The 23,894-nt window shown below is 66.5% G+C and carries 24 protein-coding genes; 20 read left to right on the top strand and 4 right to left on the bottom strand.

Translation table 11 applies throughout. The features are described from left to right. Positions 1-71 precede the first annotated feature (71 nt). From QRN67_RS04230 to QRN67_RS04200, 7 genes are all read left to right on the top strand, one after another. Entirely contained in the window at positions 72-737 is a 666-nt protein-coding gene (locus QRN67_RS04230; protein ID WP_285410677.1) for a peptidoglycan recognition protein family protein, read from the top strand. Continuing rightward, positions 734-1,294, top strand: coding sequence for a hypothetical protein (locus QRN67_RS04225; protein ID WP_285410676.1), 561 nt, complete (start codon positions 734-736; stop codon positions 1,292-1,294). The genes QRN67_RS04230 and QRN67_RS04225 overlap by 4 nt, the downstream gene beginning before the upstream one ends. A gap of 164 nt (positions 1,295-1,458) precedes the next feature. Then, entirely contained in the window at positions 1,459-1,944 is a 486-nt protein-coding gene (locus QRN67_RS04220; RefSeq protein WP_285410674.1) for a rhodanese-like domain-containing protein, read from the top strand. A 42-nt stretch (positions 1,945-1,986) separates the two neighbouring features. Further along, positions 1,987-2,904 carry a serine O-acetyltransferase EpsC gene (gene epsC, locus QRN67_RS04215; protein ID WP_106934381.1) on the top strand — a complete coding sequence of 306 codons (918 nt, stop codon included), beginning with the start codon at positions 1,987-1,989 and terminating at the stop codon, positions 2,902-2,904. Beyond that, positions 2,901-3,170: a helix-turn-helix domain-containing protein gene (locus tag QRN67_RS04210; protein ID WP_081269389.1), complete on the top strand. Its 270-nt coding sequence runs from the start codon at positions 2,901-2,903 to the stop codon at positions 3,168-3,170. Before epsC ends, QRN67_RS04210 begins: the two co-directional genes overlap by 4 nt. A gap of 64 nt (positions 3,171-3,234) precedes the next feature. Then, on the top strand, positions 3,235-4,167 hold the full coding sequence (locus tag QRN67_RS04205; RefSeq protein ID WP_106934382.1) for a family 2A encapsulin nanocompartment shell protein: 933 nt from the start codon (positions 3,235-3,237) through the stop codon (positions 4,165-4,167). 66 nt (positions 4,168-4,233) lie between these two features. Beyond that, the gene (locus QRN67_RS04200) at positions 4,234-6,138 is read left to right on the top strand and encodes a family 2A encapsulin nanocompartment cargo protein cysteine desulfurase (protein ID WP_503010874.1); all 1,905 of its coding nucleotides are present in this window, start codon (positions 4,234-4,236) and stop codon (positions 6,136-6,138) included. On the opposite strand, the gene QRN67_RS04195 is transcribed toward QRN67_RS04200, so the two are convergent. Next, positions 6,075-7,082 carry an alpha/beta hydrolase family protein gene (locus tag QRN67_RS04195; protein ID WP_285410668.1) on the bottom strand — a complete coding sequence of 336 codons (1,008 nt, stop codon included), beginning with the start codon at positions 7,080-7,082 and terminating at the stop codon, positions 6,075-6,077. The genes QRN67_RS04200 and QRN67_RS04195 overlap by 64 nt on opposite strands. Before the next feature lie 117 nt (positions 7,083-7,199). Between QRN67_RS04195 and QRN67_RS04190 the strand changes: the two genes are divergently transcribed. After that, entirely contained in the window at positions 7,200-8,558 is a 1,359-nt protein-coding gene (locus QRN67_RS04190; RefSeq protein WP_285410666.1) for an NAD(P)/FAD-dependent oxidoreductase, read from the top strand. Here QRN67_RS04190 and yjjJ read toward each other — a convergent pair. After that, the gene (yjjJ, locus tag QRN67_RS04185; RefSeq protein WP_285410664.1) at positions 8,545-9,858 is read right to left on the bottom strand and encodes a type II toxin-antitoxin system HipA family toxin YjjJ; all 1,314 of its coding nucleotides are present in this window, start codon (positions 9,856-9,858) and stop codon (positions 8,545-8,547) included. The two genes, QRN67_RS04190 and yjjJ, sit on opposite strands and share 14 nt — an antisense overlap. Before the next feature lie 136 nt (positions 9,859-9,994). After that, positions 9,995-10,927, bottom strand: coding sequence for a 2-dehydropantoate 2-reductase (gene panE, locus QRN67_RS04180; RefSeq protein WP_285410662.1), 933 nt, complete (start codon positions 10,925-10,927; stop codon positions 9,995-9,997). A 177-nt stretch (positions 10,928-11,104) separates the two neighbouring features. On the opposite strand from panE, the gene QRN67_RS04175 reads away from it, so the two are divergent. Beyond that, positions 11,105-11,659: an NADPH-dependent FMN reductase gene (locus QRN67_RS04175; RefSeq protein WP_081269395.1), complete on the top strand. Its 555-nt coding sequence runs from the start codon at positions 11,105-11,107 to the stop codon at positions 11,657-11,659. A gap of 65 nt (positions 11,660-11,724) precedes the next feature. Here the strand turns inward: QRN67_RS04175 and QRN67_RS04170 are convergent, their stop codons facing one another. Beyond that, positions 11,725-12,372, bottom strand: a complete 648-nt coding sequence (locus QRN67_RS04170; protein WP_106934388.1) for an FMN-dependent NADH-azoreductase — start codon at positions 12,370-12,372, stop codon at positions 11,725-11,727. A 134-nt stretch (positions 12,373-12,506) separates the two neighbouring features. Between QRN67_RS04170 and QRN67_RS04165 the strand changes: the two genes are divergently transcribed. The 11 genes from QRN67_RS04165 (at position 12,507) to QRN67_RS04115 (ending at position 23,892) form a co-directional block, all read left to right on the top strand. Next, a complete protein-coding gene (locus QRN67_RS04165) occupies positions 12,507-13,421 on the top strand; it encodes a LysR family transcriptional regulator (RefSeq protein WP_081269545.1) in 915 nt (304 codons plus the stop codon). Positions 13,422-13,526: 105 nt separating this feature from the next. After that, complete coding sequence (locus QRN67_RS04160; protein ID WP_081269397.1) at positions 13,527-14,168, top strand: peroxiredoxin; 642 nt, start codon at positions 13,527-13,529, stop codon at positions 14,166-14,168. Positions 14,169-14,189: 21 nt separating this feature from the next. Beyond that, the gene (locus tag QRN67_RS04155) at positions 14,190-14,765 is read left to right on the top strand and encodes an RBBP9/YdeN family alpha/beta hydrolase (RefSeq protein ID WP_081269398.1); all 576 of its coding nucleotides are present in this window, start codon (positions 14,190-14,192) and stop codon (positions 14,763-14,765) included. After that, on the top strand, positions 14,762-15,778 hold the full coding sequence (locus QRN67_RS04150; protein WP_285410659.1) for a sulfate ABC transporter substrate-binding protein: 1,017 nt from the start codon (positions 14,762-14,764) through the stop codon (positions 15,776-15,778). Before QRN67_RS04155 ends, QRN67_RS04150 begins: the two co-directional genes overlap by 4 nt. After that, positions 15,779-16,666, top strand: coding sequence for a sulfate ABC transporter permease subunit CysT (gene cysT / locus QRN67_RS04145; RefSeq protein ID WP_081269400.1), 888 nt, complete (start codon positions 15,779-15,781; stop codon positions 16,664-16,666). 1 nt (position 16,667) lies between these two features. After that, on the top strand, positions 16,668-17,570 hold the full coding sequence (gene cysW, locus QRN67_RS04140) for a sulfate ABC transporter permease subunit CysW (RefSeq protein ID WP_081269546.1): 903 nt from the start codon (positions 16,668-16,670) through the stop codon (positions 17,568-17,570). Positions 17,571-17,589: 19 nt separating this feature from the next. Next, positions 17,590-18,687 carry a sulfate/molybdate ABC transporter ATP-binding protein gene (locus QRN67_RS04135; RefSeq protein ID WP_285410656.1) on the top strand — a complete coding sequence of 366 codons (1,098 nt, stop codon included), beginning with the start codon at positions 17,590-17,592 and terminating at the stop codon, positions 18,685-18,687. Further along, positions 18,684-19,187, top strand: a complete 504-nt coding sequence (locus QRN67_RS04130) for a disulfide bond formation protein B (protein ID WP_285410654.1) — start codon at positions 18,684-18,686, stop codon at positions 19,185-19,187. The genes QRN67_RS04135 and QRN67_RS04130 overlap by 4 nt, the downstream gene beginning before the upstream one ends. A gap of 157 nt (positions 19,188-19,344) precedes the next feature. Further along, positions 19,345-20,496, top strand: coding sequence for a macrolide transporter subunit MacA (gene macA, locus QRN67_RS04125; protein ID WP_285410653.1), 1,152 nt, complete (start codon positions 19,345-19,347; stop codon positions 20,494-20,496). Continuing rightward, entirely contained in the window at positions 20,493-22,493 is a 2,001-nt protein-coding gene (gene macB, locus QRN67_RS04120) for a macrolide ABC transporter ATP-binding protein/permease MacB (RefSeq protein WP_285410651.1), read from the top strand. The genes macA and macB overlap by 4 nt, the downstream gene beginning before the upstream one ends. Continuing rightward, on the top strand, positions 22,486-23,892 hold the full coding sequence (locus QRN67_RS04115; protein WP_503010866.1) for an efflux transporter outer membrane subunit: 1,407 nt from the start codon (positions 22,486-22,488) through the stop codon (positions 23,890-23,892). Before macB ends, QRN67_RS04115 begins: the two co-directional genes overlap by 8 nt. The last annotated feature ends 2 nt before the right edge of the window (positions 23,893-23,894 follow it).

Here is a 23,894-nt window from a genome sequence, read left to right as displayed (position 1 = left end):
CCTGAACCGGCTTGCGGCTGCATCTCGCGAAGAGTCGAAAAAACAAACGGAAATCTTCAGGGAGTCACCGCATGCGTGTGGAAATCGATGAGCATGGAATGATCAGTCACGCGCGAGTCAGGCACGCTCGCAGCACCCGGATCGAGAGAGGAAAGAGAACCGGAGCCATCACCGGAATCGTGGTGCACCAGACGGACGCCGATACTTCGGCGTCTTCATTGAACAGCTACAGGCAGCCGGGTGCCAACGGCGCGCACTTTCTCATCGACAAGGATGGGACGATCTATCAGACGGCTGCGATCTATCAACGGACGAATCATGTGGGGCCGCTCAAGGCGAGGTGCCTGGTGATACCTACTTGCAAGATGTCCGACTTTCCTCCCAAGGTAGGGCCGGCGGAGATGCATCGCATAGAGATGCTCAAGGCGCCCGCGGACCGTTATCCGAGCAATATGGAGGCTATCGGGATCGAGATGGTTGGGAGGGCGAGGCTGCCGGTCGGGCTTAAGCTGGCGGGTGAAGAAGCAACGTGGTCAATGGCAAGATTGCGAGGGGAATACGCGGTCTTCGAAGCGCCAACGGCGGCACAGAATCAAGCACTCTCGTGGCTGGTCGATGCGATCTTGGATTCGATGCATATCAGTTCAAGTGAGGTTTTTCGTCATCCAGTGGTCAGCAGCAAGAACCCAACTGAGGCTAAAGGCGCCAACTGGAATCTACCCCCTTCAGCACCATGAAAAAGACCGAGATGCTCTTAGCCGGAGCGGTACTGGCCATTGCCGCCGTAGCGCATGCACACGCTGCAGACAGGCGGTATCCCATTGCCTATGTGCAGAAGGTGGAGATCACGGATCCCTCACGGCGCACTGCATGGGAGGACAAGGATTTCTTGAATTGCGACGACGTCGTATTGACGGAAGAGGATGTTCGCTATGCCCTGCAACATATGCGCAGGATTTCGTGGAAGTCCTACGACCCCGAGAGCGTGGAAACCACCGGATGCAAGGGGAGTGCGCTCGTTACGTTCAAGAACGGAAAAATCCTCGCCATGGGCATAGAGCCGACCGGGCGAATCAGCACGGGAGAGTTCGACAAAAAAATGAACCCCACTGCCAGCCCGCCGGGCTTCTACGAATGCCGTCCGTGCGGAGAACGCAAGATGGCTCTTCTCAAGGACGCGTTGAATCGCGCTGATGAGCGAAGGCTCAAGCGAATGGAGGCCGAAGGACGGATCCCACCTGGCGAGGCAGAAATCTTGCTGAAGAAGACGCGGGCTGATCGTGAAAGGCCATGACTTGTTTTTCGACGCTGCATCGTTCAGTGATCGTGCGCACCAGCCTATACAACGGCTGGTTGTTAAGAACCGACTTTTCGGTTGTTTGAGCTTCGGCCCCTGGCTTCTACAGTGGTGGTTATCGCCATCAGGGCGAATGCACCGCACAACAGGAGCCTCATCGCATGCCAGTGGAAGTTGAAGAAGAACTCGTCGCCTTGCCCGAGGCACTTGAACAGGCGCGCGCCAAGGCCGCCGAAAGCAATTGGCCATATGCCGGAGGCGTGACGCCGCCGGTGGCCTGGGAACTGGTCCGCGGTGGCCAGGCGGTGCTGGTCGACGTGCGCTCCGGCGAGGAGCGCAAGTTCGTCGGCCATGTGCCCGACAGCCTGCACGTCGCCTGGGCCACGGGCACGGCGCTCACGCGCAATCCGCGATTCGTGCGCGAACTCGAAGCCAAGCTGGCAAAGGACGGCGGCAAGGACGCCGTGGTGCTGCTGCTGTGCCGCAGCGGCAAGCGATCGGCGCTGGCGGCCGAAGCAGCGGCCAAGGCGGGCTTCACGCGGGTGTTCAACGTGCTCGAAGGCTTCGAGGGCGAGATCGACTCGCAGCAGCACCGCGGCGGCTCCGACGGCTGGCGCTTCCACGGCCTGCCATGGGTGCAGGACTGATCTCGCGTCGAACAGACAGACATCCACGGGAGGACATTGCACATGGCCCATTTCGAAGTGAGCGACATCGTTCGCGCGTTGCACGGCGTGCGCGACGAATGGCGCGATTCGCAGCGCCGCTCGCGCGAGCCAGGCGCACGCGAGTTTCCGTCGCGCGACGCGCTCGCGCAGATCGTCGAGTCGCTGAAGGGCGCGCTCTTTCCGATGCGGCTCGGCCCGCCGGACCTGCGCCATGAGAGCGAGGATTTCTACGTCGGCCACACGCTCGACGCCGCCCTGCAGGCGCTGCTGGTGCAGGCGCGGCTGGAGCTGAACTTCAACGCGCGCCACGAGCCGCGTCCCGCCAGCGATATCGACGACTCGGCCACCGACGCCATACGCCGCTTTGCCACCGCCTTGCCGGGCCTGCGCCGCCTGCTCGACAGCGACGTGCTCGCCGCCTACCAGGGCGACCCAGCAGCGCGCAGCGTCGACGAGGTGCTGCTGTGCTATCCGGGCGTGCTGGCGATGATTCACCATCGTCTCGCGCACGAGCTCTACAAGCTCGGGCTGCCGTTGCTGGCGCGCATCGTGGCCGAGCTGGCGCACGGGCAGACCGGCATCGACATCCATCCCGGTGCGCAAATCGACGCGGGTTTCTTCATCGACCACGGCACGGGCGTGGTGATCGGCGAGACGGCGGTCATCGGCAAGCGGGTGCGGCTCTACCAGGCGGTCACGCTCGGTGCCAAGCGCTTTCCGACGGACGCCGAAGGCAACCTGCAGAAGGGCCTTCCAAGGCATCCGGTGGTGGAAGACGACGTGGTCATCTACGCGGGCGCAACCATCCTCGGGCGCGTCACGCTCGGCAAGGGCGCCGTCATTGGCGGCAATGTATGGATCACCGATGACGTGCCCGCGGGCGCGAGCGTCACGCAGGCCAGCCTGCAGAATGCGCCCAAGGCAGGTGGTGCAGCATGAAAGCATTCGTCGAAGACTTCGGCGTCACCATTCGCCAGTTGCGCGAGGGCAAGGGCTGGTCGCAGGAGGAACTCGCGGAGCGTTCCGATCTGAACCGCTCCTACGTGGGCGAGATCGAACGCGGGCGCGTCATTCCGTCGATCGTCACCGCGCAGAAGCTCGCCACCGCGCTGGGCATCAACATGGTCGGCCTGCTCATGCGCTGCGAGCAGCTGGAGCAGTCGCGCCTTGCGCGAAGGATCAACTTGGCGGCTATAGCCTGTTGAGGGAAAACCCGTGGGCGCCGGACACTGGCATCCACTTTTTCCTCAACCCACGGAGCCCTGATCCATGAGCGCAACAGTTGGTGGTACGACCGCCCTTGGCGACAACGCCGCAAGACAGCTAGCCAATGCCACCAAGACGGTACCCCAGCTCGAGACCATCAGCCCGCGCTGGCTGACGCACCTGCTGCAATGGGTGCCGGTGGAGGCGGGCATCTACCGCGTCAACAAGGTCAAGAACCCCGAGTCGATCAAGGTCACCTGCACCTCGCGCGAAGAAGAAAACCAGCTGCCGCGCACCTTCGTGGACTACGAAGAGAACCCGCGCGAGCACTACCTCAATGCCGTGAGCACCGTGCTCGACGTGCACACCCGCATCTCCGACCTCTACAGCAGTCCGCACGACCAGATCAAGGAGCAGCTGCGCCTGACGATCGAGACGATCAAGGAGAACCAGGAGAGCGAGCTCATCAACAACCCCGACTACGGCCTGCTGGCCCAGGTGACGGAAGAGCAGCGCATCTTTCCGCTGACCGGCGCACCCACGCCCGACGACCTCGACGAACTGCTGACCAAGGTGTGGAAGGAGCCCGCCTTCTTCCTCACGCACCCGCTGGCCATTGCCGCCTTCGGGCGCGAAGCCACGCGCCGCGGCACGCCGCCGCCGACGGTGAGCCTGTTCGGTTCGCAGTTCATCACCTGGCGCGGCATTCCGCTGATTCCGTCGAACAAGGTGCCGGTGGCCGACGGCAAGAGCAAGATCCTGCTGCTGCGCGTGGGCGACAAGCGCCAGGGCGTGGTGGGCCTCTTCCAGCCGGGGCTGTCTGGCGAGCAGGGTCCGGGGCTGTCGGTGCGCTTCATGGGCATCAACAACCATGCGATCGCGTCTTACCTGATCTCTCTGTACTGCTCGCTCGCGGTGTTGACCACCGACGCGCTGGCGGTGCTCGACGACGTCGAGATCGGCAAGTACCACGACTATCCCGACACCTACAAGTAAGCCGCTGTGAGCAGCACTCCATCGATTCCGGGCGAGGCGCCGTTCGACCCGGCCATCCTCGCGCGCATGGCCAGCGCCATGTTCTCCGAGGTGCCGGGCGCGCAGTTTCCCGCCAACGTCGCGCCGCCGGGCTCGCCGCTGGTGAGCCCCGCGGGCTTCGGTCCGAGCGTGCCGGGCACCCCGATTCCGCAGGGGCAGATTCCGGGCGCCAACCTGGTGCCGGCATCGCCGACGCAGCTGCCTTCGCTCGCCAATCGCGCGCCTGCGCTGCTGCCGCACGCTACGGCCGGCAACGGCGTGCCGGACAGCGTGCTGTCGGTGGCACCGGCTTTCGAACCGCGCTCGGGCGGCTCGGTGCTGGGCGTGCCACAGCAGGTGAATGCGCCTTCGGCACCGCAGGCGGCAGCGTCGCCGTTCTACTTCGTGGGCAACAGCTTCGGGCATCCTTCCGCTGGCGCCACGCAGGGCATTGCGATTCACGATCCGTTCGCTGGCCTTGAAATGCCGCAACCGGCTGCGCCGGTTTCGCCGCCGAGCCCGTCGATGGCGCCCGCCGGTCGCGACGCACAGTTCTATTTCGTCGATGCGGTGCGCCTGCCCAACGGCTACGTCACGCCGGCCAAGCCCGATCCGCGCGGCCCTGACGCCGTGCCACTGGCGGGCAGCGGCCAGCATCCGCCGTTCGACGTCCATGCCGTGCGGCGAGACTTTCCGATCCTCAAGGAGCGGGTGAACGGCAAGCAGCTCGTGTGGTTCGACAACGCGGCCACCACGCACAAGCCGCAGTCTGTCATCGACCGCATCGCGTATTTCTACGAGCACGAGAATTCGAACATCCATCGTGCCGCCCATGAGCTGGCCGCGCGCGCAACCGACGCCTATGAGGGCGCGCGCGAACGCGTTCGCAAGTTCATCAACGCGCCGGAAGTCGAAGAGGTGATTTTCGTGCGCGGCACCACCGAGGCCATCAACCTCGTGGCCAAGAGCTGGGGCGGGCAGCACGTGGGCGAGGGCGACGAGATCATCGTGTCGAACCTCGAGCACCACGCCAACATCGTGCCTTGGCAGCAGCTAGCCGCGGCCAAGGGCGCGAAGCTGCGGGTGATTCCGGTGGACGACACGGGCCAGGTGCTGCTCGACGAATACCGCAAGCTGCTCAACGACCGCACGAAGATCGTGGCCGTCACGCAGGTGTCGAATGCGCTGGGCACGGTGGTGCCTGTGAAGGAGATCGTTGAACTGGCTCACCGCGCGGGCGCCAGGGCGCTGGTCGACGGCGCGCAGTCGGTATCGCACATGCGCGTGGACGTGCAGGACATCGGCGCCGATTTCTTCGTCTTCTCCGGCCACAAGGTGTTCGGTCCGACCGGCATCGGCGTGGTCTGGGGCAAGCGTGAAGTGCTCGAAGACATGCCCCCGTGGCAGGGCGGCGGCAACATGATTGCCGACGTGACCTTCGAGAAGACCGTGTTCCAGCCGATCCCGAACAAGTTCGAGGCCGGCACCGGCAACATCGCCGACGCGGTGGGCCTGGGCGCGGCGATCGACTACGTCAACAAGGTCGGCATCGAGAACATCGCTCGCTACGAGCATGACCTGCTGGTGTACGGCATGGCGCAGCTCGGCGCGATCCCTGGCGTGCGGCTGATCGGCACGGCGGCCGACAAGGCCAGCGTGATGTCCTTCGTGCTCGACGGCTACACCACCGAGGAAGTGGGCCATGCGCTGAACGACGAAGGAATCGCGGTGCGCACCGGCCACCACTGCGCGCAGCCGATCCTGCGGCGCTTCGGCGTCGAGACCACGGTTCGGCCGTCGCTGGCTTTCTACAACACCTTCGACGAGATCGATCGGCTGGTGGCGGTGGTGCGGCGGCTGGCGGGGCAGCGGCGGGCAGGGGAGGTTTGTCAGGGCTTCGGCGCGAGGTGGCGGGTGAAGAAAGCCGTCACCTCGGCGTTGAAGACCGCATGAAAAGCCGTGCGATCGAAGCCGGGCGCATCGCGGCAGATCTCGGACTTTGCTTCGATCTGTGCTGACGGGCACGGCGCAAGGAAGCCGAAGTGCTCGGCTTTCTCGGCCACGCGCCATTCGGGCGCCACGGGCAGATTGCGGCGGACCGCCGCCACGCTGTCAGGCGTGACGCCGTCGCCGCCGTAGGCCGAGGCCCACAGCAGGATCGGGATCTTCACGTCCTTCAGGCCATCGGCGTCGAAGACCATGCTGAGCGGATCGGCGATCACAGCAACCTTGATGCGGGTGTCGTGGGCCAGCGGCGACGCCAGCAGTTCCTGGAATCTCCGGCGCATCAGCGCGCACGCCGGGCTTTGCAGGTCCCTGGCGCAGGGCGATGAGGGCAGGGGCGGGAGGCGCTCGAAATCGGGACGTGCGCCGGCGAGCACGAGCCCCGTGTAGCCGCCCCTGGAAAAGCCGTAGAAGCCGATCCGGTCGGACGCGATCCGGTCATGCGAGGGCCATTGCCGGAGCATGTGGTCGATCAGCCGCTTGATGTCGGTCGTTCGCGTCGCCAGGGCCGAGATCCTGTCGTCCGGGCCGCCGCGAATCTGGAAGTTGTCTTCCGAATGGCTGATGGCGGCGACCACGAAGCCCGCGTCGGCCAGCGCCTGGGCGGTGTCGTAGTGGCCGAGGAAGGAGCCTCCATACCCGTGCGACAGCACGATCAGCGGGAGCTGGGCGCCGGGCGCGAGCGGGCAATCCCGCACGCCGCGGATCGTGGTCCGGCCGAGCTGGATGTCGCCGGCCGGCGCGGCGCAGGGTGTCCACACGGCGCCGCGCATTGCCGGGCCCTCGCGGTCGGCGGGTATTTCGAGGGTGCTGAAGCCGGCGGCCTGCGCGAGCGCGGCCGAGAGGCAGGCGGCCGCGAGGCCGAAGGAGCGCAGATGGCGAAGGAGATGCATCGCCGCAGTGTGCTGCGCCGTGTCGCAGGCTGCTTAGCAGACTTTGCGATCTTTGCCCGGTTTACGAATGGCGCGCTATGCTTGGAGATTGTTAACACTCGTGATGCTTGCCACCGCATGTCCCTGCCTCAAGCTCCTTTGCCCGCGTCTTCGGCGGCCGACGAATCCTGCGACGTGATGGTCGTCGGCGGTGGCCCCGCCGGATCGACCATTGCCGCGTTGCTGGCCCAGCAGGGCCGCAAGGTGGTGCTGCTCGAGAAGGCGCATCACCCGCGCTTCCACATCGGCGAATCGCTGTTGCCCGGGAATGTCGAGCTGTTCGAGAAGCTCGGCGTGCGCGACCAGGTCGACAAGATCGGCATGCCCAAGTTCGGCATCGAGTTCGTCTCGCCCGAGCACGAGCACCGCAGCTATGTCGAATTTGCCGAGGGCTGGGACAAGTCGCTCGACTCCGCCTGGCAGGTGCGCCGCTCCGAACTCGACGAGCTGCTGTTCCGCAACGCGGCGACGCGCGGTGCGCAGACGATCGAAGGCTGCAAGGTGCGCGACGTGGCCTTCGATGCCGACGGCGCCACCGTCAAGGCCGAGATGGACGACGGCGCGAAGCGCAGCTGGCGCGCCCGCTTCGTGGTCGACGCCACCGGGCGCGACACCCTGCTGGCCAACAAATTCCGCTGCAAGGAGAAGAACCCCGACCACAACAGCACGGCGGTGTTCGGGCACTTCACCAACGCCGAGCGGCTCGAGGGCAAGAAGGAAGGCAACATCAGCATCTGCTGGTTCCCGCACGGCTGGTTCTGGTTCATTCCGCTGGCCGACGGCACCACCAGCGTGGGCGCGGTCTGCTGGCCGTACTACCTGAAGACACGCGACAAGCCGCTGAAAGACTTCTTCTACGACACCATCGCGTTGTGTCCGGCGCTGCAGGAGCGGCTTCAGCACGCCACGCTGGTCGACGACGCGGTGCATGCCACGGGCAATTTCTCCTACTCCAGCACGCACGCCACCGGCGACCGCTACCTGATGCTGGGAGACGCCTTCACCTTCATCGACCCGATGTTCTCGTCTGGCGTGTACCTGGCCATGCACAGCGCCTTCGACGGCGCCAAGCTGGTGGCGACCGCGCTCGACCAGCCGGCCCAACTGGCTGCGGCGCGCAAGGGCTTCGAGGCCATGATGCGCAAGGGCCCGAGCGAGTATTCGTGGTTCATCTACCGCGTGACCAACCCGACCATCCGAGACATGTTCATGCACCCCGGCAACCCGTTCCGGGTGAAGGAGGCGTTGATGTCGCTGCTGGCCGGCGACATCTACAACGGCACGCCGATGTGGAACGCGCTGCGCATGTTCAAGGTGCTGTACTACGGCATCTCGATTGCCAACTTCCGCCGCACCTGGGCGGGCTGGAAGCGCCACCGTTTCAACACCCGCGACATGGGGATGTTGAAGGGCGAGACCATTCTCAAGTCGGAATAGCCTGCGCGTTCTTCCGGGCGATGGCGCGGAATGGCGCCGTGATTCGCTCGTCCGCGTCGACCGTCCGCCAGAACACGCCGGCAAGCTGGCGTGCCGCCTGCCATTCCCCCAGCGTCTCGACGGTCGGTGCCAGGTCGCCGGCCGCCAGGTCGCGCGGCGGCAGTTCGCCGCTGGTGGGTGCATAGAGCGTCGGCAACACGTCGTATGCGGGCGCCAGCCGCCAGGCGCCGTTCTCTATGAGCAGCGAGATGTTGCCGTAGTGTCGATCGGTGTTGCCGATGAGCCGGCCAAAGGCCTCAAGGAAGCGCAGCGTCTGGGCATCGTCTGCGCGCAACAGTCCGCGCGAAACCATGCGATTGGCAGTGGCGGCCCAGTTGTCGATCTTTCCGATGTGCTGCGCGTCGTATGCCATCAGCGAAACCATTGCGATCCGGCCCCGAGCGGTCCGGTCGAAGCGCTCGACTTCCAGAAAGACGCGGCCCGCCTCGATGAACAGGCGAGTGGTGGCCGCCGCCACGCCGGCCTCTTGCAGCGTGCGCAGCGCCAGGTGTTCGCACACGAGCAGGTCGCGCGAACGCCTGTCCTCCGGCGAAGCGCCGGATGGGGAGAACTTGACGATCACTTGCCGCCCGTCGCGCACGGTGCAGAACTTGGGCTGTTCGCCGCCGGCCGATGAGCCCGGCAATGTGCCTTGCATGGCGCTGTCCGCCATGGCGGGGTAGTCGGTGGGGGACACCTCTGGCGCTGGCCGCGCGGCAATCGACTGGAATCGTCGGAACGACTCCCCGCCGACGACTAGGTTGCCCGGCAGATCCTCGCCGCAGAGCGCCAGCGCTTGAAGCACGTCGTCATCGCGCCAGTGGTCCGGGTTGGCGGGCAGGCCGAGTTCCGGGTGGCCGTGTGCAAAGGCGCGGCCTATGAATCCCTGGGGCCGCATGTCGGCCAGGAACCATGGCAGCCCGTCATGCAGCGCGCTCGGCCCTTCTTCCTCATCCATCCAGCAGCGGCCACCATGCAACGGCACGATGCGGCCGAACGGTGCGGCATCGCCATTCGCGTCGACCTTGATGACCGGGACTTCCGCGCCGACACGCTCGACATGCCGGGGTGCGACATACATCTGCGAGCGCGCGGCACCCACCTTCAGGATGCTGGCGTCCCGCAAAAGAGGTGCCAGCGTTCTCGAGACTGTCGGCTGGCTTACGCGAAGCCGCGCCTGAATGTCGGCGCTGGAGGCGGCGCCCTGCGATCGGATGAATGCAAGCGCAGTCTCGGCAAGGGTCGCGGGGGTAGGGGGCATTGAATACCAATGTGAATAGATAAATTATTCTATCCTTCGCTTGTAAATTCGATTAAGTGAATTAATTAATGAATAGATACTTGCGATTGGTTTTTGGCGGTTTGCGCCACTTGGACCCGCATCGGATTAAAGGCGCTCAGCCCCCCGCACGGCCGCGCTGGGCTTCGTAGGCCTTCAGATGGACGTAGGCCGTGCGCAGCACCGAAGGCGCCGCCGCATGGCCCGGCGCCGCGCGGCCCAGCAGGTCGCCGACGATGTGGTCGGCTTCCACTTGCGCGCCGCGCACGATGTCCTTGTACATGGATGCCGTCATCGGCGAGCCGGCGGCGGTCATGATGGCCCGGCCGCGCTGCACGGCCGCCGGGCGCGGCGCGAAGCCGTTGTGTTCGGCGATGGCGCAGCATTCGCCGAAGATCGACAGCGCCACGTCTTCGCCGCCCGCCGCCATGATGTCGCCGATGGACGCGCGCATCAGGCTGGTGAGGCCCGCCGCCGAGGCGATGAAGACCCACTTCTCCCACATGTCCTGCGAGATGGTCTCGCTGGCGTTGCCGTCGAACTTTGCGCCCGCGAACTGTGCCGCGATGGCGTCGACGCGGGCCGAGCGGCCGCCGGCGCGCTCGCCGTAGCTCAGGCCGTGAGTGTCGTTGAGGTGCAGCACGCGGCCTTCGTCGTCCAGCGTGGCGGAGATCATGCACAGGCCGCCCAGCACCTTGTCTTCGCCGAAGCGCGCGACGAGGCTGTCGATGTGCTTCATGCCGTTGAGCAACGGAAGAATCACGGTGTTCGGCCCCACCGCCGGAGCGAACGAATCCATCGTCGATTCGAGGTCGTAGGCCTTGCTGCCGGCGATGACCACGTCGTAGGGCCCGTCGATGCCGTCCGCCAGCACGTGCCTGGGCGCGGGAAGCTGCAGGTTGCCGAACGGGCTCTGCACCACCAGCCCGGTCTTCGCGAGTTGCGCTGCGCGGCGCGGCCGCAGCAGGAAGGTGACGTCGCGTCCTGCTTCCAGCAGACGGCCGCCGAAGTAACCACCGAGTGCGCCGGCACCCACCACCAGAAATCTCATCGCGTGTCGCTCCTGAATCAGTCGAACCAAAAAGATCGATGGCGATGATGCCCGGGATTGCGCCGGGCTGCTTTAGGCGGATGCGCGCCAGGCCAAGAACTTTTCTGGAAAAGGTCTTGGGCGGTTCGCATAATCGCCTTCGTCAAACGACGCCCTCATTTCACAGGAGTTCCATCCATGGCCCAGATCCGCATCGCCGTTCTCGTCGGCAGCCTTCGCAAGGATTCGTACAACCAGAAGCTGGCCCTCGCGCTGGCGCATCTCGCCCCGCCCGAGCTCACCTTCGAGCATCTGCGCATCGACGACCTGCCGGCCTACAACCAGGACGACGACGGCAACCAGGCGGCCTCGGTCAAGCGCCTGAAGACCGAGATCGCGGCGGCCCAGGGCCTGCTGTTCGTCACCCCTGAATACAACCGCTCGATTCCCGGCGTGCTGAAGAACGCCATCGACCATGCCTCGCGCCCCTACGGCCAGAGCGCATGGGCCGGCAAGCCGGCGGGCGTGGTGGGTGTGTCGGTCGGCGCCATCGGCACCGCGCTGGCGCAGCAGCATCTGCGCAACATCCTGGCCTACCTCGACGTGCCGACGATGGGCGCGCCCGAAGTGTTCCTGCAGGCCAAGGACGACCTGTTCGACGACAAGGGCCACATCGGCAACGAAGGCTCGAAGAAGTTCCTGCAGGGCTGGATGGACAAGTACGTGGCCTGGGTCAAGACCCACTCGGCCTGAGCGCGTCGCGCGCCAGCGAAAAAGCCGCCCGTGAAGGCGGCTTTTTTTCATGGCGCGGGGCCGGGTCAGGCGACTTGCGCCACGTCCTTCTGGTTGGCGGCCTCGCCGGTTGCCACCAGGATGTCGGCGCGGGCCGAGGCCAGCGCGCTGGCCCTGGCTTCGTCGCCCATGGCCACGCCTTCGGCACGCACGATGCGCACGTCGGTGATGCCGAAGAAGCCGAAGACCGCCTTCAGGTAGCTTTCCTGGTGTTCCATGGCCTGGCCGCCTTCGCTGGTCGAATAGACGCCGCCGCGCGAAGAGGCCACGATGACGGTCTTGCCGCCGGCCAGGCCGACGGGGCCCTTCTCGGTGTACTTGAAGGTGCGGCCCACTTGCCCCAGGCGGTCGATCCAGGCCTTGAGTTGCGTCGGGATCGAGAAGTTGTAGAAGGGCGTGCCGATGACGACCACGTCCGCGGCCAGGAACTGGCTCACGAGCTTTTCGGACAGCTCGTTTTCACGCTTTTGCGCTTCGGTCGGCTGGGCCTGCACGCCGATCTTGATGCCGAGCGAGTCGGCGCTGAAGTGAGCCGGGGCGTCGACGGCCAGGTCGAGGTATTCGACGGTGGTGTCGGGGTGGGCGGCGCGCCAGGCGGCCACGGTCTCGGCCGAGAGCAGGCGCGAGGTGGAGTTGGCGGCGAGGATGCTGGAGTCGATGTGGAGCAGCTTCATGATCAGTCAATCACTTTCTTGGGGCTGTCGGCACTCAAGTTGGCCGGCGATGTGAGAATTCTATTTTTGGATGCAGTGGCCGATAAGTAGCCAAAAATAGCCTAGTTCGTTCTGTTTGCAGGACAATGAACGTCATGCAAGACCTCAACGACATGGTTTTCTTCGCCGAAGTGGCCGAGCGGGGCGGCTTTGCCGCTGCCAGCCGGGCGCTGGGCATTCCCAAGTCGCGCCTGTCGCGCCGCGTGGCCGACCTGGAAGAGCGGCTGGGCGTGCAGCTGATGCAGCGCAGCACGCGGCGGCTGTCGCTCACGCCCGCCGGCGAGATCTACCTGCGCCACGCCTCCGCCATGCGCGACGCGGCGCAGGCGGCCGCCGAGGCGGTGGCGCAGGTGCAGACCGAGCCCAGCGGCCTGGTGCGGCTGAGCTGCCCCGTGACCATCGCGCACAGCGGGCTTGCGCAGCTGATGCCCGTCTTCATGGCGCGCTATCCGGCGGTGCGCATCGACATGCGCGTGATCAACCGGCCGGTCGACCTGATCGAGGAGGGCATCGACATCGCGCTGCGCGTGCGCCCCGTCATCGAGGACAGCACCGTGCTGGTGGCCAAGACTTTCGGCTACAGCCGCGGCGTGCTGATCGCCAGCCCGGAGCTGCTGGCGCTCCACGGCCCGGTCAACACGCCGGCCGACCTGGCGAAACTGCCGACCGCGGCCATGTCCGTCAACGGGGAAGGGCGCAGCGACTGGCGTCTGGAAGGCCCCGACGGCCAGAGCTGGGTGCATTCGCACGTTCCGCGCTATGTGGCGGACGACCTGGCAACGCTGCAGTTCGGCGCACTGGGCGGCGTGGGCGCGACCATGCTCCCCGACTACATGTGCCGGGCCGACGTGGACGCCGGCCGGCTGGTGCGGGTGCTGCCGGACTGGGGGCCGTCGCCGGTGGTGGCGCACATGGTGTTTCCGGCACGGCGGGCGCTGGTTCCGGCGGTGCGGCGGCTGATCGACTTCCTGACGGAGCACCTGCAGAGCGTCGACATGCGGATGTTCTGAGCGCTCGTTATGCGAAAAACGTCATATCCAAACAAGCAGATATTCGTTTGTCATTGAAGCGATGGTTCGCACAATCCCAGGCTCCCATCCAATCCAGGAGCGATCATGGCAACTCTGAGACTCGGCGACACCGCCCCCAATTTCACCCAGGACTCCAGCGAAGGCCCCATCGACTTCTACCAGTGGGCCGGCGATTCGTGGGTCGTGTTCTTCTCGCACCCGGCCGACTTCACGCCGGTGTGCACCACCGAACTGGGCAAGACGGCGGCGCTGTCGGGCGAGTTCGCCAAGCGCGGCGTCAAGCCCATCGCGCTGAGCGTCGACCCGGCCACCAGGCACAAGGAATGGATCGGCGACATCAACGAAACGCAGAACACCACGGTCAACTTCCCCATCATCGCGGACGCCGACCGCAAGGTGGCCGACCTGTACGACCTGATCCACCCGAACGCCTCGACCACGGCCACGGTGCGCAGCGTCTACATCATCGATCCGAAGAAGATCATCCGCACGACCATCACCTACCCGGCGTCGACCGGCCGCAATTTCGACGAGATCCTGCGCGTGATCGACTCGCTGCAACTCACCGACAGCCACAAGGTGGCCACGCCCGTGAACTGGAAGGACGGCGACGACGTCGTCATCGTGCCGAGCATCCAGGATCCGGCCGAACTCGCCGAGCGCTTCCCCAAGGGCTTCAAGGCCGTCAAGCCTTACCTGCGCATCACGCCGCAGCCCAACAAGTAAGCGGGACAGGGCAGCGTCGTCATGCAGACTCGTGTCGTCATCGTGCCCGGTTGGCGCGACTCCGGGCCCGGCCACTGGCAGAGCCTGTGGGAAGAGCGCATTCCGGGCGCGGCGCGGGTGGTGCAGGACGACTGGGCCTCGCCCAAGCGCGACGCCTGGGTGCCGGCGCTCGCCAAGCTGGTGCTGGAGCAGCCAGGCCCGGTGGTGATCGCCGCGCACAGCCTGGGCTGCATCGCCACGGCGCACCTGCCGCCAGAGGCCGCGGCCCGCATCCAGGGTGCGCTGCTGGTGGCTCCGGCCGACCCCGAGCGCCGGGCGGTGCTGTCCGACTTTGCCCCCGTGCCGTATGCGGCGCTGCCTTACCGCAGCATCGTGGTGGCCAGCAGTAATGACCCTTTTTGCCCGATTCGCCTGGCTGGTGCATATTCGCGCGCCTGGGGAAGCGAGTTCGTCCGCATGCAGAATGCGGGCCACATCAACATCGACTCGGGACACGGGGACTGGCCGCTGGGCCTCGCCTTGCTCCAGTCCTTGACCGACGAGCCCGCCGCCTGGTCGGCGGGCCGTGAATTTTCAGAAACTTTGGCAACCACATGACTTCCAGAATAAAGACCTTCGTCGCCGTGCTCGCGCTGGCGTCCTCCGCACTCGCCGGCAGCAGCGCCTTCGCCCAGGGCACGTCGCTGCTGAACGCCTCGTACGACGTGGCCCGCGAGTTCTACAAGGACTACAACGCGGCCTTCGTGGCGCACTACAAGAAGGCGACCGGCAAGGACGTCAAGATCGACCAGTCGCATGGCGGCTCCAGCGCGCAGGCCCGCGCGGTGGCCGACGGGCTCGATGCCGACGTGGTGACCATGAACACCTCGACCGACATCGACTTCCTGGCCAACGCCGGCGTGGTCGCCAAGGACTGGAACAAGAAATTCCCCGAGAACGCATCGCCGACCACGTCGACCATGCTGTTCCTGGTGCGCAACGGCAATCCCAAGGGCATCAAGGACTGGGACGACCTGGTCAAGCCGGGCGTGCAGGTGGTGATCGTCAACCCCAAGACCGGCGGCAACGGCCGCTACGCCTACCTGGCGGCCTGGGGCTACATCAAGAAGAAGGGCGGCACCGACGCCCAGGCCGCCGAGTTCGTCGGCAAGCTGTTCAAGAACGTGCCGGTGCTGGCGCGCGGCGGCCGCGACGCCACCACCGCCTTCCTGCAACGCAACATCGGCGACGCGCTGATCACCTTCGAATCGGAAGTGGTGTCGATCGACCGCGAGTTCGGCACCGGCAAGGTCGATTCGGTCTACCCGTCGATCAGCATCGTGGCCGAGAACCCGGTGGCCGTGGTCGAGCGCACCGTCAACAAGAAGGGCACCGGCGAACTCGCCAAGGCCTACCTTGACTGGCTCTACTCCGAAGAAGCACAGGAAATCGCCGCCAAGCATGCGCTGCGCCCGCGCTCGCAGACCGTGCTCAAGAAGTACGCCTCGACCTTCAAGCCGCTGCAGCTGTTCACGGTGCAGGAACTGTTCGGCAGCCTCGGCGAAGCGCAGAAGGTGCACTTCAACGACGGCGGCCAGTTCGACAAGCTCTACACCCCCGGCGCGAAGTAAATGAGCGGCGCTGTTCCTTCGGCGCTCCCGTCCGCGGGAGCGCCTTTTTCGCGTGCCAACCGGGCAGGGGGCGCCAAGCGCGTGCTGCCGGGTTTCCACATCACGCTCGGCTTCTCGATTCTTTATCTGAGCCTGATCGTGCTGATCCCGCTGTCGGCGTTGGTCTTCAAGACCTTCACGCTGACCTGGGACCAGTTCTGGGTGGCCGTGACCGCGCCGCGCGTGATGGCGTCGTACCGGCTGACCTTCGGCGCCTCGCTGTTCGCCGCCATCGTGAATGCGGTGTTCGGCCTGCTGGTGGCCTGGGTGCTGGTGCGCTACAAGTTCCCGGGCAAGCGCATCGTCGATGCGCTGGTCGACCTGCCGTTCGCGCTGCCGACGGCGGTGGCCGGCATTTCGCTGACCGCGCTGCTCGCGGGCAACGGCTGGGTCGGGCAACTGCTGGAGCCGCACGGCATCAAGCTGGCGTTCACGCCCGCGGGCATCGTGATCGCGCTGATCTTCATCGGGCTGCCCTTCGTGGTGCGCACGGTGCAGCCGGTGCTCGAAGACGCCGAGAAAGAACTCGAAGAAGCCGCCACCTCGCTAGGCGCGACGCGGCTGCAGACCTTCACCAAGGTGATCTTCCCGTCGATCGCGCCGGCGCTGCTCACGGGCTTTGCGATGGCCTTCGCACGCGCCATCGGCGAGTACGGCTCGGTGATCTTCATCGCCGGCAACATGCCGATGATCTCGGAGATCACGCCGCTCATCATCATCGGCAAGCTGGAGCAGTACGACTACGCGGGTGCCACGGCGGTCGCGCTGGTGATGCTCGTCATTTCCTTCGTGCTGCTGCTGGTCATCAATGGCCTGCAGGCCTGGCAGCGTCGCAGGGCGGGAGCCTGACATGAGCGCACCTTCCAAAGTCATCCGCCGCGCGCAGGCCGGCACCACCGAATCCGCCTGGGTGCGCTGGACGCTGATCGGCATTGCGCTCGGCTTCATGTTCCTGTTCCTCGTGCTGCCGCTGGCCGCCGTGGCGACCGAGGCCCTGCGCAAGGGCGTCAATGCCTACCTCGATGCGCTGAAGGAGCCCGACGCTTGGAGCGCGATCCGCCTCACGCTGATCACGGCCGCCATCGCGGTGCCGATGAATCTCGTGTTCGGCGTGGCCGCCGCCTGGGCCGTGGCCAAGTTCGAGTTCCGGGGCAAGGCCTTTCTCACCACGCTGATCGACCTGCCGTTCGCGGTGTCGCCGGTGGTGGCGGGCCTGATCTACGTGCTGGTCTTCGGCGCCCAGGGCTGGCTCGGCCCGTGGCTCGCCGAGCACGACATCAAGATCATCTTCGCCGTGCCCGGCATCGTGCTGGCCACCGTGTTCGTGACCTTCCCGTTCATCGCGCGCGAGCTCATTCCACTGATGCAGGCGCAGGGCACCGATGAGGAGCAGGCCGCCATCGTGCTGGGCGCGACCGGCTGGCAGACCTTCTGGCGCGTGACGCTGCCCAACATCAAGTGGGGCCTGCTGTACGGCGTGATTCTCTGCAACGCGCGCGCCATGGGCGAGTTCGGCGCGGTGTCGGTGGTGTCGGGCCACATCCGCGGCCAGACCAACACCATGCCGCTGCATGTGGAGGTGCTCTACAACGAATACCAGTCGGTGGCCGCGTTCGCCGTGGCCTCGCTGCTGGCCATCCTGGCGCTGGTCACGCTGGTGATCAAGTCGGTCATCGAATGGCGCCACGAGCGCGAGATGAAAGCCATTGCCGAGCTGCCCCCGGAACGGCCCCCTGAAACCACGGCGGCCTGAGCCTGAGAGAGAAGAAATCATGAGCATCGAAATCCGCAACATCAGCAAGCAGTTCGGCGACTTCCGCGCGCTGCGCGACGTGAACCTCGACGTCGAGTCGGGCGAACTCGTCGCATTGCTTGGACCCTCCGGCTGCGGCAAGACCACGCTGCTGCGCATCATCGCGGGGCTGGAGACGGCCGACACCGGCAGCATCCTTTTCTCGGGCGAAGACACCACCGACGTGCACGTGCGCGAGCGCCAGGTGGGCTTCGTGTTCCAGCACTACGCGCTGTTCCGCCACATGACCGTGTTCGAGAACGTGGCCTTCGGCCTGCGCGTGAAGCCGCGCAAGGAGCGCCCGAGCGACGCGCAGATCAAGGCCAAGGTGACCGACCTGCTCAAGCTGGTGCAGCTCGACTGGCTGGCCGACCGCTATCCGTCGCAGCTGTCGGGCGGCCAGCGCCAGCGCATTGCGCTGGCCCGCGCGCTGGCCGTGGAGCCCAAGGTGCTGCTGCTCGACGAGCCCTTCGGCGCGCTCGATGCCAAGGTGCGCAAGGAACTGCGCCGCTGGCTGCGCCGGCTGCACGACGAGCTGCACGTCACCTCGATCTTCGTCACGCACGACCAGGAAGAAGCGCTCGAAGTGGCCGACCGCGTGGTGGTCATCAACAAGGGGCAGATCGAGCAGGTCGGCTCGCCGCAGGAAGTGTGGGACCAGCCGGCCAGCCCCTTCGTCTACGGCTTCCTGGGCGACGTGAACCTGTTCCACGGCCGCGCCGACAACGGCGCGGTGCAGCTTGACGGCATGCGCCTGGATTCGCCCGAGCACAGCGGCGCGCGCGATGCCAAGGCCCGTGCCTACGTGCGCCCGCATGACATCGACGTGACGCGCTACGTGCCCGGCGCCTCCGGCATCGTCGCCACGCTGGCGCGCGCCATCGTCGTCGGACCCATCGCGCGGCTGGAACTTGAGCCCACCGAATCGAATCCTGATAATCCGGGCTCCGGAACCATCATCGAGGCGCAACTCCCTGCGCAACAGTTCCGTGACCTGGGCTTGAAGGAAGGCGACACCGTCGTCGCCAACCCGCGCAAGGCCAGGGTGTTCGTAGAAGAAGATTGGGTATCTCCTTGATCGATTGGTACTTCGGCGCGCCGCGCCGCGCGTATGGGCTGATCTGCCTGGCCTGCGTTCTCATGCTGGCTTTCGGGCTCTATCTGCAACACGTGGTGGGGCTGGAGCCTTGTCCCATGTGCATCGTGCAGCGGTATGCGCTGGTGCTGGTGGCGCTGTTCACCGGCCTGGCCGGGGTGTTCCGAAACGTCGGCCTGCGCTTCGCGGGCGGGCTGCTTGCGCTGGTGGCTGCAATCGGCGGCGCCTACACGGCGGCCTCGCAAAGCTGGCTGCAGTGGTATCCGCCCGAAGTCGTGTCCTGCGGGCGCGACCTCTACGGAATGATCGAGACCTTCCCGCTGAAGCGCGCGCTGCCGATGATCTTCCGCGGCGGCGGCGACTGCTCCAAGATCGACTGGACGCTGTTCGGCCTGACGCTGGCGAACTGGTCGTTCATTGCCTTCACGGTTCTTTCGCTGCTGCTGATCGTGCTGCTGGTGCGTTCGCGCCGCGCACGCTGAGATCCATCGCATCGGGCGCAATGCCCCGATGCGGCCCCGGTTTTAGGGGGCCTTCAGGAACCGCCGCTAGGATGCAGCAGCAGCCTCCCCGTGTGTCCATCACGCGGCCATCCGGGCCCGCGCGGGCCGGGGGAGCGTTTCACTTCATCCTCGTTGCATGCAAAACACTCCCAAGCGGCGCTCGCGCAAGCTCGTCTACGGCATCGTGGCCCTTGCGGCCCTGGGCCTTCTGTCTCTGTTCTGGCTCAGTCCGCCCAAGAAGCCCGAGTACCTCACTGCCGCGGTGCAGCGCACCGACCTCGAGAACGCGGTGCTCGCCACCGGCGTGCTGCAGGCGCTGAAGCAGGTGGAAGTGGGCGCGCAGGTCAGCGGCCAGCTCAAGTCGCTGAAGGTGGTGCTGGGGCAGACGGTGAAGAAGGGCGACTGGCTCGCGGAGATCGACCCCGTCATCTCGCAGAACACGCTGGCGCAGGAGCAGGCCAAGCTCGACAACCTGCAGGCGCAGAAGCTCGCGAAGGAAGTGCGCATCAAGCAGGCCCAGCTCAGCTGGGCGCGCCAGCAGGAAATGCTCGCCCAGGACGCCGCCGCCAGGCAGGACATGGAAAGCGCCGACGCCGAGCTGCGCGCGCTGCGTGCCGACGGCGTGTCGCTCGACGCGCAGATCCGCCAGCAGCGGCTGGCGCTGGCCTCGGCGCAGACCAACCTTTCGTATACGCGCATCGTCGCGCCCATCGACGGCGACGTGGTGTCCATCAGCACGCTCGAGGGCCAGACCGTGGTGGCCTCGTTCCAGGTGCCCACGCTGATGAAGCTGGCCGACCTGTCGACCATGACGGTCAAGGCCCAGGTGTCCGAAGCCGACGTGGTGCGCGTGAAGGCCGGCCAGCCGGTGTACTTCACCATCCTCGGCGACCCCGACAAGCGCTACTACGGCACGCTGCGCGCTGTGCAGCCGTCGCCCGAGAAGATCAACAACGCGGTGTTCTTCAACGCGCTGTTCGACGTGCCCAACCCTGACCGCACGCTGCGCGTCGATATGACGGCGCAGGTCGCGATCATGCTGGGCGAGGCCAAGCAGGCGCTGGTGGTGCCGCTGACGGCGCTCGGCGCGCGCGACAAGGACGGCCGCCAGGAAGTGCGCGTGCTGAAGGCCGACCAGAGCGTCGAAAAGCGCATGGTGCGCGTGGGCATCAGCAACAACTTCCAGGCGCAGGTGCTCGAAGGCCTGAACGAGGGCGACAACGTCATCACCGGCGACGCGTCGGCCGTGGCCGACAAGCCCGACGGCCCCCGGGGCAAGTCCCAATGACGCAGCAGGCCGAACGGCCGCTGCTGAGCCTGCGCGGCATCGGCCGCAGCTTTCCCTCGGGCGAGCAGGAAGTGCAGGTGCTGAAGGACGTGAACCTCGACATCGGCAGCGGGGAAATGCTGGCCATCGTCGGCGCCTCGGGCTCGGGCAAGTCGACGCTGATGAACATCCTGGGCTGCCTCGACCGGCCGAGCGCGGGCACCTACATGGTGTCGGGCAAGGACGTGGGCACGCTCGACAGCGACGCGCTGGCCGAGCTGCGGCGCGAGCATTTCGGCTTCATCTTCCAGCGCTACCACCTGATGCAGCACCTGACGGCCGCCGGCAACGTCGAGGTACCCGCGGTGTACGCCGGCACCGACGGCGAGGCGCGCGACGCCCGCGCGCGCCAGCTGCTGGCGCGGCTGGGCCTGGGCGACCGCACCGAGCACCGGCCGAGCCAGCTCTCGGGCGGACAGCAGCAGCGCGTGAGCATCGCGCGCGCGCTCATGAACGGCGGGCAGGTGATCCTGGCCGACGAGCCGACCGGCGCGCTCGACAGCAAGAGCGGCCAGGAGGTGATCGCCATCCTGCGCGAGCTGCATGCGCAGGGCCACACCGTCATCATCGTGACGCACGACATGCAGGTGGCGAGCTGCACCGAACGCATCATCGAGATCGCCGACGGCGTGATCGTGCGCGACCGGCCGAACGTGCCCACCGCCGCGGCGCCCGCGCAGACGGCGCAGGCCGATGCCTCCGCGGCACCAGCTGGCGCGATGACCCGGCCCAGGCTGGGCATCGCGCGCTTCAGCACCGGCTGGGCGCGATTCGCCGAAGCCTTCCGCATGGCCTGGCGCTCGATGATGGCGCACCGCATGCGCACGGCGCTGACCATGCTGGGCATCATCATCGGCATCACTTCGGTGGTGTCGATCGTGGCCATCGGGGAGGGCGCCAAGCGCTTCGTGCTGTCGGACATCAGGGCCATCGGCACCAACACGCTCGACGTGTACCCGGGGCACGATTTCGGCGACGACAAGGCCTCGAGCATCCGCACGCTGACGCCGTCCGATCTTGACGCGCTGGCGGCGCAGCCCTATGTGCACAGCGTGACGCCTTCCACCTCGCGAAGCCTGCGGCTGCGCTACCGCAGCGTGGACATCAACGGCATGGTGAACGGCGTGAGTGACAGCTTCTTCCGGGTGCGCGACATCCAGATGGCGAGCGGCGCGGCCTTCACGGCCAGCGACGTGCGGCACCAGTCGCAGGTGGCGGTGATCGACCAGAACACGCGGCGCAAGCTGTTTCCGGAGGGCACCGATCCGCTGGGCAAGATCATCCTGGTGGGCAACCTGCCGTGCACGGTGATCGGCGTGTCGCAGGAGAAGAAGAACATGTTCGGCGAGAACAAGTCGCTCAACATCTGGCTGCCCTACAGCACGGGCGCGAGCCGGATCTTCGGGCAGCAGCACTTCGACAGCATCACCGTGCGCATCCGCGACGACCAGCCGACCAAGGCGGCGGAGGACAGCGTGGTCAAGCTGCTCACCATGCGCCACGGCAGCAAGGATTTCTTCACCTTCAACATGGACAGCATCGTGAAGACGGCGGAGCGCACGAGCCAGTCGCTCACGCTGCTGCTGTCGCTCATTGCCGTGATCTCTTTGGTGGTGGGCGGCATCGGCGTGATGAACATCATGCTGGTGTCGGTCACCGAGCGCACCCGCGAGATCGGCATCCGCATGGCCGTGGGCGCGCGCCAGAGCGACGTGCTGCAGCAGTTCCTGACTGAGGCGGTGCTGGTGTGCCTGGTGGGCGGGCTGATCGGCGTGACGCTGTCGTACGGCATCAGCTTTCTGTTTTCGCTCTTCGTCAAGCAATGGCAAATGATTTTTTCGATGGGGGCCGTGGTGTCGGCGTTTCTTTGCGCTTCGCTGATCGGCGTGCTGTTCGGCTACCTGCCGGCGCGCAACGCCGCGCGGCTGGACCCGATCGAGGCGTTGGCTCGTGAGTAGCGCGCGTTCTTTTCATCGGTGCGCCGTGGCAGCGGCTGTGGCATTGGCGCTCGGCGGGTGCACGCTGTTCCAGCCGGTGGCGCGCGAGCAGCAGCCGTTGAGCGTGCCGTCGGCGTGGCGGCAGCAGGCGACGTCGGCCGATGCATCGAATGCCGCCGCGATGCCTTCCGAACGATGGTGGACGGCATTCCGGGATCCGCAGCTTGACGCGCTGATCGACCACGCACTGCTCACCAACAACGACCTGGCCGCCGCGGGCATCCGCGTGCAGCGTGCGCAGATGCAGGCGGGCCTTGCCAACACCAACCTCACGCCGAGCGTGGCGGGGCAGCTCAATACGAGCCGCGGCCATGACCTCCAGCGCGGTGGCGGGGCGGGGTCGACCTCCAGTTCGCTGGTCACGCTGAGCTACGAGCTCGACCTGTGGGGGCGCCTCGCGGCACTGCGCAGCGCCGCCGACTGGGAGTTGAAGGCCACCGTGGCCGACCGCCGGGCCGCCGCGCTCGCGCTGGTCGGCACGACGGCGGGCCTCTATTGGCAGACCGGCTACCTGAACCAGCGCATTGCACTGAGCGAAGCGGGCATCGAGGACGGCCGGCGCATCCTGGCGCTGGTGCGCACCAAGTACGCGGCAGGCGCGGTGTCGGGGCTGGACGTGGCGCAGGCCGGGCAGAACCTGGCGGCGCAGGAGGCGGCGCATACGCAACTGCTGCAGCAGCGAGTGGAGGCGCGCAATGCGCTCGCGATCCTGTTCGACCTGCCGCCGGAGCCGCTGGCGGGCGAGCCCGCGCGGCTGCCGGATGCCGACTTGCCCGTCGTCGATGCCGGCGTGCCCGCCAGCCTGCTGGGCCGCCGGCCCGATCTGCAGGCGGCGGAGCTGCGCTTGCGCGGCGCGCTGGCGAATGTCGACGCCACGCGCACCGGCTTCTATCCCACGCTGAGCCTGACGGGCTCGCTCGGCACTTCGAGCACGGCGCTGGGCGATCTGCTGAGGAACCCTGTGGCCACCCTGGGTGCCGGGCTGGCGCTGCCGTTCCTGCAATGGAACACCGCGCGGCTGACGGTGGGGGTGTCGCAGACGCAGTATGAAGAAGCGGTGGTGGGGTTCAGGCAGTCGCTGTACACGGCGCTGTCCGAGGTCGAGAACGCGCTGTCGTCGCGAACGCAACTGCGCGAGGAGAGCATCAAGCTGGTGCTGGCGCTGCAGGAGGCGCAGCGGGCGGAGAGACTGTCCGAGGTGCGTTACAGGGCCGGAGCGACCGCGCTGCAGCCGGTTCTGGATGCCAAGGACCGGCGCCGCAGCGCCGAGGTATCGCTCGCGCTGAACCGCCTGAACCAGTTCAACGCGACGATGACGCTCTACAAGGCCCTGGGTGGGGGCGCGGCGGTCGCGCCGTAGCG

The sequence above is a fragment of the Variovorax sp. efr-133-TYG-130 genome (assembly GCF_030208835.1).
Taxonomy (GTDB): domain Bacteria; phylum Pseudomonadota; class Gammaproteobacteria; order Burkholderiales; family Burkholderiaceae_C; genus Variovorax.
This window is presented reverse-complemented; position numbering and strand designations above follow the sequence as displayed.